At 68.9% G+C, this 9659-nt stretch carries 8 protein-coding genes and 1 riboswitch; of the genes, 4 read left to right on the forward strand and 4 right to left on the reverse strand.

Features of this window, described 5'->3' with window-relative positions; translation table 11 throughout:
• Positions 1-153: 153 nt before the first annotated feature.
• Complete coding sequence (locus IAE58_RS10850) at positions 154-1758, reverse strand: peptide chain release factor 3 (RefSeq protein WP_199933725.1); 1605 nt, start codon at positions 1756-1758, stop codon at positions 154-156.
• A gap of 66 nt (positions 1759-1824) precedes the next feature.
• Entirely contained in the window at positions 1825-2739 is a 915-nt protein-coding gene (locus tag IAE58_RS20090; protein ID WP_199933726.1) for a M23 family metallopeptidase, read from the reverse strand.
• A 147-nt stretch (positions 2740-2886) separates the two neighbouring features.
• Positions 2887-3005, forward strand: a riboswitch (SAM riboswitch).
• A 75-nt stretch (positions 3006-3080) separates the two neighbouring features.
• Here IAE58_RS20090 and IAE58_RS10860 point away from each other — a divergent pair.
• The 3 genes from IAE58_RS10860 to IAE58_RS10870 are packed head-to-tail and all read left to right on the forward strand — an operon-like array spanning position 3081 to position 6408.
• Entirely contained in the window at positions 3081-4112 is a 1032-nt protein-coding gene (locus IAE58_RS10860; RefSeq protein ID WP_108754858.1) for a homoserine O-succinyltransferase, read from the forward strand.
• Complete coding sequence (locus IAE58_RS10865; protein ID WP_199933727.1) at positions 4109-5344, forward strand: O-succinylhomoserine (thiol)-lyase; 1236 nt, start codon at positions 4109-4111, stop codon at positions 5342-5344. The genes IAE58_RS10860 and IAE58_RS10865 overlap by 4 nt, the downstream gene beginning before the upstream one ends.
• Entirely contained in the window at positions 5341-6408 is a 1068-nt protein-coding gene (locus IAE58_RS10870; RefSeq protein ID WP_199933728.1) for a homoserine dehydrogenase, read from the forward strand. Before IAE58_RS10865 ends, IAE58_RS10870 begins: the two co-directional genes overlap by 4 nt.
• 74 nt (positions 6409-6482) lie before the next feature.
• On the opposite strand, the gene IAE58_RS10875 is transcribed toward IAE58_RS10870, so the two are convergent.
• Both IAE58_RS10875 and IAE58_RS10880 read right to left on the reverse strand, forming a co-directional pair.
• Positions 6483-7484: an alpha/beta hydrolase gene (locus IAE58_RS10875; RefSeq protein WP_199933729.1), complete on the reverse strand. Its 1002-nt coding sequence runs from the start codon at positions 7482-7484 to the stop codon at positions 6483-6485.
• Positions 7485-7843: 359 nt separating this feature from the next.
• Complete coding sequence (locus tag IAE58_RS10880; RefSeq protein ID WP_108750776.1) at positions 7844-9226, reverse strand: L-serine ammonia-lyase; 1383 nt, start codon at positions 9224-9226, stop codon at positions 7844-7846.
• A 100-nt stretch (positions 9227-9326) separates the two neighbouring features.
• Here IAE58_RS10880 and IAE58_RS10885 point away from each other — a divergent pair, with 100 nt between their 5' ends.
• Positions 9327-9554, forward strand: coding sequence for a glutaredoxin family protein (locus IAE58_RS10885; RefSeq protein ID WP_199934794.1), 228 nt, complete (start codon positions 9327-9329; stop codon positions 9552-9554).
• Positions 9555-9659 lie beyond the last annotated feature (105 nt).

Raw genomic sequence — 9659 nt, forward strand, 5'->3', positions numbered from 1 at the left:
GCGATGACGTGGTTCGCGGGGAGGGGGAGTCGCAGCCCCCCTATCATCGCCGCGATGGCGGTTGCTTGCACCCCCGCCACCGTATGGTGGGTGAACCGGCGCCCATCCACGCATGGCGTGGATCTACCGGGCGCCGATCCGACCCCCGGCCGGTCAGGCCACCGAGACGGTGTGGGCGGCTTCGCGGGTGGCCGAGAAGCGCACGTCCGGCGCGCGTTCCTGGGCCAGCTGCAGGTTCACCCGGGTCGGGGCCAGGTAGACCAGCTGGCCGGCCGCATCCAGGGCCAGGTTCAGCGCGTTCTTCTCGCGGAACTCTTCCAGCTTCTTCTCGTTGCTGCAGGTGACCCAACGCGCGGTGGTCACGCTGACCGGCTCGAAGGTCGCTTCCACGCCGTACTCGTCCTTCAGGCGGTAGGCGGCCACGTCGAACTGCAGCACACCCACCGCGCCCAGGATCAGGTCGTTGCTGGTGAGCGGGCGGAAGAACTGGGTCGCGCCTTCTTCGGACAGCTGGGCCAGGCCCTTCTGCAGCTGCTTCAGCTTGAGCGGATCGCGCAGGCGCGCGCGGCGGAACAGTTCCGGGGCGAAGTTCGGGATACCGGTGAAGGTGACCGCTTCGCCTTCGGTAAAGGTATCGCCGATGGAAATGGTGCCGTGGTTGTGGATGCCGATCACATCGCCCGGCCAGGCTTCGGCAGCGATTTCACGGTCGCTGGCCATGAAGGTCAGCGCGTTGGCCAGCTTCATGTCCTTGCCAGTGCGCACGTGGAAGGTCTTCATGCCGGCGTTGAAGCGGCCCGAGCAGATGCGCATGAAGGCCACGCGGTCGCGGTGCTGCGGGTCCATGTTGGCCTGGATCTTGAACACGAAGCCGGTCAGCTTGTTTTCCTGCGGGGCGATCTCGCGGCCGGTGGTGGCGCGTGCCTGCGGGGCGGGGGCGTGTTCGACGAAGAAATCCAGCAGCGGCTGCACGCCGAAGTTGTTCACGCCCGAACCGAAGAACACCGGGGTCTGCTTGCCGGCGCGGTAGGCGTCCAGGTCGAACGGGTGGCTGGCGCCCTGCACCAGTTCCAGTTCGTCGCGCAGCTCGGCCAGCATCTGCGCGCCGATCTTTTCGGCCAGGCCCGGCGCATCGATGGACGGGAAGATGGTCGAATCCTGGCGGGTGAAGTTGCGGCCCGGTTCGTACAGATGCACTTCGCCGGTCAGCAGGTGCACCACGCCCTTCAGGCGCTGGCCCATGCCGATCGGCCAAGTGACGGGGGCGCACTGGATGCCCAGCACGGTTTCCACTTCATCCAGCAGCTCGATCGGGTCCTTGCCCTCGCGGTCGAGCTTGTTGATGAAGGTCATGATGGGGGTGTCGCGCAGGCGGCACACTTCCATCAGCTTGATGGTGCGCTCTTCCACGCCCTTGGCCACGTCGATCACCATCAGCGCCGAGTCCACCGCGGTCAGCACGCGGTAGGTGTCCTCGCCGAAGTCGGCGTGGCCGGGGGTGTCGAGCAGGTTGACGATCTTGCCCTCGTAGGGGAACTGCATCACCGAGGAGGTCACGGAGATGCCGCGTTCCTTTTCCAGTGCCATCCAGTCGGAGGTGGCATGGCGGGCGGCCTTGCGGCCCTTCACCGAGCCGGCCATCTGGATCGCGCCCCCGAACAGCAGCAGCTTTTCGGTCAGCGTGGTCTTGCCGGCGTCAGGGTGGGAAATGATGGCGAAGGTGCGGCGGCGCGACGCTTCGGTGGCGACTTCGGACATGGCAGTGGCGCCCGCCCGGGGCGCTTTTCAAAGAGATAAGCGGCCGATTATACCGGCCGGGGCCGGTCAGCGCCCGGCACTGGCTTCGGTGCTGCTGTCACGGGCGAACTGCAGCTGCCCCTGCGCGGTGAAAATGCGCACCGGCACCGAGCGCAGGCCCATGCCGCGGTTCACCTGGACCACGAAGTGCAGGTGCGGGGCAGTGCTGAAGCCGCTGTTGCCCGACAAGCCGAGCGGCTGCCCGGCCTGCACCGCCTGGCCGGGCCGCACCCGCATTCCGCCGGCCTGCAGGTGCGCGTACAGCCCCATGCTGCCGTCGCTGTGCAGCACGCGGATGAAGTTGGCCCGGGCGCCATCGCGCTGCCGGTCCTGGCCATTGGCCTGGAAGCCGTCCTGCACCTGCATCACCGTGCCCTCGCGCGCGGCCATGACCAGGGTGCCTTCGGCCAGGGCGAAATCCACCGCATCGCGGTTCTCTTCGTCCTGGTGGCTGAAGCGGCCATTGGGCGCCTGGTCCACGCGCAGGTGCGTGGCTTCGAAGGGCAGGCGATAGGCCACGTCCTCGGCCTGCGCCGTTGGCGCGCCGGGCACCGCGTTCATGCGCACTTCCAGGGCGCGCCCATCGGCCGGGGCCGGCAGATGGCCGACCACCAGGGTGCCGCCGCCCTGCACCAGCGACTGCACGGGCAGCCCTTCGATGGCCTGGCCGGGCGCGGCGCGCAGTTCCACCTGCAGCGGACCGGCCAAGGGGTTGTCGATCCGTGCCTGCCATTGCCCGCCGACCGGCTGCAACTGCAACCGCGCCGTGGGGGCGGCCTGCGGTGCCGGGCTGCCACCTGCGGTGGGCGTGCCGCTGGGGACCAGGCCCCAGCCCTGGCGCCAGTCGCTGGCGTGGGCAGAGGCTGCGGCCAGCAGCGCAGACAACAGGCAGCACAGGGGCAGGCAGCACAGGGGCAGGCAGCACAGGGGCAGGCGGGGCATCAGCGGTTCCGGCGGGACGGGCGCCGGACTGTAGCCGATCCTGAACGGCGGCGGCGGTACGGCTTCCCGATTCGCCACCCTGCATTCATTCATCGCTTTATCCGCATGAAGGGATTGACATGCCCGGAATCCGCTGGCATCGTGGTTCCACCATCGAGACCGGCAGAGGGACAGGCCCTTTGAAGCCGGGGCAGCCCGCAGGCATGCAAATGCCGGCGTAGGTGCCAAATCCTGCGGGGACCGTGGCGTCCACCGAAAGATGGTTCGAGCGTGCACCGCCGGTGCATCTTGAACGCGAGCCCCGCGAAGGCTCGATGGCCGATTCCCAACTGGATCCCGCCATGAGCTTCGCCCCCAGCACCGTGCTTCGCCCCGAATCCTTTGCCCCCGTCAGCGTGCCGGTCGATGACCGCGTGCACGCCGAGCGCGGCGAGTTCGCCGCGGTGCTGTCGATGCGCCACGCCGGCCCGTGCCCGGTGCGCCTGCGCTACGAGTGGGTCGGCCCGGCCACTGCGCCGGTAGTGGTGCTGGCCGGTGGCATTTCCGCCCACCGCCATGTGGCCAGCAACCCTCAGTTCAGCGAAAAGGGCTGGGCCGAAGGCCTGGTCGGCGCCGGGCGCGCGCTGGACCCGCAGCAGCTGCGCGTGCTCGCCTTCGATTTCATCGGCGCCGACGGCGCACTGGATGTGCCGATCGACACGGCCGACCAGGCCGACGCCCTGGCCCTGCTGCTTGATCACCTGGGTGTGCGCACGCTGAAGGCCTTCGTCGGTTATTCCTATGGCGCGCTGGTGGGCCAGCAGTTCGCCGTGCGCCACCGTGCGCGGGTGCGCCAGCTGGTGCTGGCCAGCGGTGCGCACCGCCCGCATCCCTACGCCGCCGCCTGGCGCGCGCTGCAGCGCCGTGCCGTTGCGCTGGGCCAGCTGCAGTGTGGCGAAGACCACGGCCTGGCCCTGGCCCGTCAGTTCGCGATGCTCAGCTACCGCACCCCGGAAGAGTTCGGCGAGCGCTTCGACGCTGCACCGGAAGTGGTCAACGGGCGCGTGCGGGTCGCGGCCGAAGACTATCTGGACGCGGCCGGTGCGCAGTACGTGGCGCGCACGCCGGTGACTGCGTACCTGCGCCTGTCCGAATCGATCGACCTGCATCGGGTGGACCCCGCCGCCATCCTGCCGCCCACCGTGGTGGTGGCCGTGGAAGGCGACCGTCTGGTGCCGCTGGCCGATCTGGTCGGCCTGGTCGAGGGCCTGGGCCCGCGCGGCAGCCTGCGCGTACTGCGCTCGCCCTATGGCCACGATGCCTTCCTGAAAGAAACCGATCGCATCGACGCGATCCTCGCTACCGCCTTCCGCACTTCTGGAGAGACCGCATGAGCCTGCACGCCACCGAGCCGTCCTGTAGCCGCACCACCGCCGCGGTCCGCGCCGGCATCGACCGCGACACCGCCCACGGTGCGGTTACCCCGCCGATCGTGCTGTCCTCGAACTTCAGCTTCGAAGGCTTCGGCAACAAGCGCCAGTACGACTACACCCGCAGCGGCAACCCCACCCGCGATCTGCTGGGCGAAGCCCTGGCCGAACTGGAAGGCGGCGCGGGCGGCGTGGTCACCGCCACAGGCATGGGCGCCATCAACCTGGTTTTGAACGCGCTGCTGCAGCCCGGCGATACGCTGGTGGTGCCGCACGATGCCTACGGCGGCAGCTGGCGCCTGTTCAACGCGCTGGCGAAGAAGGGCCACTTCGAACTGGTCACCGCTGACCTGACCGATCCGCGCGCGCTGGCCCAGGCCCTGGCCACCCAGCCTAAGCTGGTGCTGGTGGAAACCCCGTCCAACCCGCTGCTGCGCATCACCGACCTGCGCTTCGTGATCGAAGCCGCGCACAAGGCTGGCGCGCTGGTGGTGGTGGACAACACCTTCCTGTCGCCGGCACTGCAGCAGCCGCTGTCCTTCGGCGCCGATCTGGTGCTGCATTCCACCACCAAGTACATCAATGGCCACAGCGATGTGGTGGGCGGCGCGGTGATTGCGCGCGATCCGGCCGTGCATGAACTGCTGGTGTGGTGGGGCAATGCGCTGGGCCTGACCGGTTCGCCGTTCGACGCCTTCCTGACCCTGCGCGGCCTGCGCACGCTGGATGCGCGCCTGCGCGTGCACCAGGAAAACACCGCGTCCATCGTCGCGCTGCTGGACGCGCACCCGGCGGTGGCGCGGGTCTACTACCCGGGCCTGGCCGATCATCCCGGCCATGCCATCGCCGCGCGCCAGCAGAGTGGCTTCGGCGCGATGCTGTCCTTTGAACTGGCCGACTGCGAAGGCGACGATCCGCATGCGGCGGTGCGTGCCTTCGTTGACGGCCTGCGCTGTTTCACCCTGGCCGAATCGCTGGGCGGCGTTGAAAGCCTGGTCGCACACCCGGCCACCATGACCCATGCAGCGATGACCGCCGAAGCCCGTGCCGCGGCCGGGATCAGCGAGGGCCTGCTGCGCCTGTCGGTGGGCATCGAGGCCGAACGGGACCTGCTGGCCGACCTGGACACGGCGCTGCAGCGCGCCGAAGCGGCGATCGACCATGCCGTACGCCGCAAACAGGTGGTGGATGCATGAGCGCATTGGCCGCTGAACTTCCCGCCGTTGCCACCGGGCGGTTGGCACTGCTGGGTACCGGCACGGTGGGCACTGCCTTCGTGCAGCGCTACCAGGCGCTGCAGGCGCGCGGGCTGACACTGCCGGGCGTGCAGTGGCTGGCCAATTCGCGCACCGCGCTGGCCATCGATCGCGATCTGGCGGTGCCGCTGGAACTGGCGCGGCGTGCGCCACGCGACGGCCAGGGCGCGCCGCGCTGGGCCGGTACCGAAGGCCTGGAACGCGGCGACGTGGTGGTCGATGCAACGGCCAGCGAAGAGGTGGCCGCACGCCACGTGCAGTGGCTGGCGCGTGGCGTGCACGTGGTCACCGCCAACAAGCTGGGCCGTGGTGCACAGCTGGCGCGTGCGCAGGCCATCGCCCACAGCTGCGCCAACAGTGGTGCGCGCTACGGCGACAGCGCTACGGTCGGTGCCGGCCTGCCGCTGCTCAGCAGCCTGCGCGCGCTGGTAGCCGGCGGTGACCACATCCATGCCATCGAGGGCGTGCTGTCCGGGTCCCTTGCCTGGCTGTTCCATCGTTACGACGGCCAATCGCCGTTCTCGGCCGCGGTACGCGAAGCGCTGGCGGCCGGCTACACCGAGCCGGACCCGCGGGTGGATCTGTCTGGTGAGGATGTGCGGCGCAAGCTGCTGATCCTGGCGCGCAGCAGCGGTCTGGCGCTGGACGCCGCACAGGTGCAGGTGGAATCGCTGGTGCCTGACGCGCTGGCCGCGTTGCCGCTGGAACAGGCGCTGGCTGCATTGGAACAGTTGGATGCGCCGCTGCAGGCGCGTTGGCAGCAGGCGCACGCGCAGGGCCGCGTGCTGCGCTTTGTTGGCCGTGTGGATGCGCAGGGCGCACAGGTGGGCCTGCGCGAGCTGGCCGCCGACCACCCGCTGGCGCAGGGCGCTGGCACCGACAACCGCGTGGCCATCCACAGTGATCGTTACCGCCATCAGCCCCTGCTGATCCAGGGGCCGGGGGCCGGTGCCGAAGTGACGGCGGCCGCCCTGCTGGATGATGTGCTGCGCATCGTGGGTTGACGCATCGCCGGGCGTTGCCCGGCGTTACCTGGATGGCGCACCGGTAGCGCCGGGCCATGCCCGGCGGACAGCCATCAACGCGTCTTCAATGCTTTCAGCAACGCGGCATTGAACTGCTTCGGGTCCTGCACCTGCGGCGAATGCCCCAGCGCGGCGAATTCCACCAGCGTTGCCCCGGGGATGGCGGCTGCCGCCGCCTTGCCCAGTGCGGGGTAATTGCCCAGCGTCGCCTTCAGTTCCGCCGGTGCCTGGTCGCGGCCGATGGCGGTGCGGTCCTTCTGCCCGATGAACAGCGTGGTGGGCACCTGCAGGTTCTTCAGTTCGTAGACCACTGGCTGGTTGAACACCATGTCCGAGGTCAGCGCCTGGCTCCAGGCCACCGCCTGCTTGCCAGGGCCGGCGTACATGCCCGACTGCATGCGTGCCCAGGTTTCATAGGCCGGCTTCCATTTGCCGTCGTAGTAGACGTCCAGCTGGTAGCGGCGGATGCTGTCATAGCTGATGTTCATTTCACCGGCGTACCACGCATCCACGCTGCGCCACGGCACCCCCAGCGCCTTCCAGTCTTCCAGCCCGATCGGGTTGACCAGTGAAAGGCTGCGCAGGTCCTGCGGGTAGGTAAGCGCATAGCGCACGCCCAGCATGCCGCCCATCGAATGGCCGACCAGGTGTACCGGTAGTTCGCCCAGTTGCAGGTGCTGCAGCAGGGCGTGGGTGTTGGCTGCCAGCTGCCCGAACGAATACTGGTAGCGCTCGGGCTTGCTGGATTTGCAGAAGCCGACCTGGTCGGGGGCAATGACCCGGTAGCCGGCGGCCACCAGCGGCTTGATGGTTTCCTTCCAGGTGGCGGCGCAGAAGTTCTTGCCATGCAGCAGCACGACCACGCCGACTGGAGTCTTCTTCGGCGCGATGTCCAGGTAGGCCATCTCCAGCGGCTGCTGCTGCGATTCCAGGCTGAAGGTCTTCACCGGATAGCTGTAGTCGAAGCCCTCCAGCCGCGCACCGTAGGTCGGGGGCGGCGCGGCCAGCGCGGACAGGGGCAGGCAGGAAAGCAGGGCGGCAGCGACCAGGCGCATGGGGTTCTCCGTGGCAGGGAACCCCGAGCCTAACCGCAAAACGTTTCCGCCGCCGCCGCCGCCGCCGGTAGAGTCGACTGTCAGTCGACTACCGCGCGTAGCGCGGCATCTCGCAGCGTGCCGGTAGAGTCGACTGTCAGTCGACTACCGCGCGTAGCGCGGGTTCACGCAGCCTGCCGGTAGAGTGGGGGGGGGGGGGGCCGGACACCCCCCCCCCCCCCCCCCCCCCCCCCCCCCCCCCCCCGCCCTCGCCCCCCCCCCCCCCCCCCCCCCCCCCCCGCCGCGCGCAGCGCGGGATCTCGCGACCTGCCGGTAGAGCAGTCGACTGACAGTCGACTCTACCCCCCCCACACACGCGATCAACATTCGATCACGTTCACCGCCAAACCACCGCGGCTGGTTTCCTTGTACTTGTCCTGCATGTCGCGGCCGGTATCGCGCATGGTCTTGATCACCTTGTCCAGCGACACCTTGTGCTTGCCGTCGCCACGCATGGCCATGCGCGAGGCATTGATCGCCTTCACCGCCCCCATGGCGTTGCGTTCAATGCAGGGAATCTGCACCAGCCCGCCAATCGGGTCGCAGGTCAGGCCCAGGTTGTGTTCCATGCCGATTTCCGCAGCGTTCTCGATCTGGCTGGGGTTGCCGCCCAGCGCGGCGACCAGGCCGCCGGCGGCCATCGAACACGCAACGCCCACCTCGCCCTGGCAGCCCACTTCGGCGCCGGAAATCGAGGCGTTTTCCTTGTACAGAATGCCGATCGCTGCGGAAGTAAGCAGGAAATCGAACACCCGCTGTTCGTTCGCACCCGGGCAGAAGCGGTCGAAGTAATGCAGCACGGCGGGCAGGACGCCGGCGGCGCCGTTGGTCGGCGCGGTCACCACGCGGCCACCGGCGGCGTTCTCTTCGTTCACCGCCAGCGCGTACAGGTTCACCCAGTCCAGCGTGGTCAGCGGGTCACGCATGGCGGCCTCGGGCTTGGAGGACAGCTCGCGGTACAGCGCCGGTGCGCGACGGCCTACCTTCAGGCCACCGGGCAGAACGCCTTCCTCGCGGATGCCGCGCGCCACGCACGACTGCATCGCGCTCCAGATCTCGCGCAGCTTCTCGCGGATCTCCTCTTCGCTGCGCCAGCACTTCTCGTTCTCGAACATCAGCTGGGCAATGCTCAGGCCGCTGCGCGCGGTCTGCGCCAGCAGTTCGTCGCCGCTCTTGAACGGGTAGGGCAGCGGCGTTTCATCGGGCACGATGCGGTCGTCGGCGGCATCGTCCTGGTTGACCACGAAGCCGCCGCCCACCGAGTAATAGTCGCGGGTGGCGATCACTTCATCGTCGGCGTTGTAGGCGGTGAAGCGCATGCCGTTGGTGTGGTAGGGCAGCTTCTGCCGCTTGTTCATGCCCAGGTCGCGCTTCTCGTCGAAGGCGATCTCGTGCTGGCCCATCAGCAGGATGCGCTTGCTGCTGCGGATGCGTTCCAGCGTGGCGGGAATGATGTCCGGGTCGATCAGGTTCGGGCGCTGGCCTTCCAGGCCCAGCAGGATGGCCTTGTCGGTGCCGTGGCCGCGCCCGGTCAGGGCCAGCGAGCCGTAGACGTCGGCGCGGATGCGCGCCACCTCGTGCAGGCGGCCCGGGTCCAGCAGCCAGCGGTGGATGAAGCGTTCGGCGGCCTTCATCGGCCCGACGGTGTGGGAGGAGCTCGGGCCAATGCCGATCTTGAAAACGTCGAACGTGCTGACAGCCATGGTTGCCGTACTGCGGGTACCGGAAGAGGCCGCTATTCTAGCCGTTCGTGCTGCAGGGCCATGCCTGCGGCGCAGCATTTCCGCCGGCGGAGCCTGAACCGTGCTGACCCTGTTCCAGCGAGACGATTGCCATCTGTGCGACCTGGCCCTGGCCGAACTGGCCAAGGCGCGGGTGCCGGAGTTCGATTCGGTGTTCCTGGATGACCAGCCGGCGCTGGAAAGCCGCTACGGCACGCGGGTGCCGGTGCTGCGGCATGAGGCCAGCGGCCGCGAGCTGGACTGGCCGTTCGATGCCGCGACCGTGCAGGCCTGGCTGGCGGCAGGTTGAATCCGCCGGGCATGGCCCGGCGCTACCCTGTGTCTCCGTTCCACGGCAGCGGCCGGGCCAGCCCCGGGGGGGGGCCCCCGCCCCCGCAAATAACATCACGGGGGG

The sequence above is a fragment of the Stenotrophomonas sp. S49 genome, from assembly GCF_016624905.1.
GTDB lineage: Bacteria > Pseudomonadota > Gammaproteobacteria > Xanthomonadales > Xanthomonadaceae > Stenotrophomonas.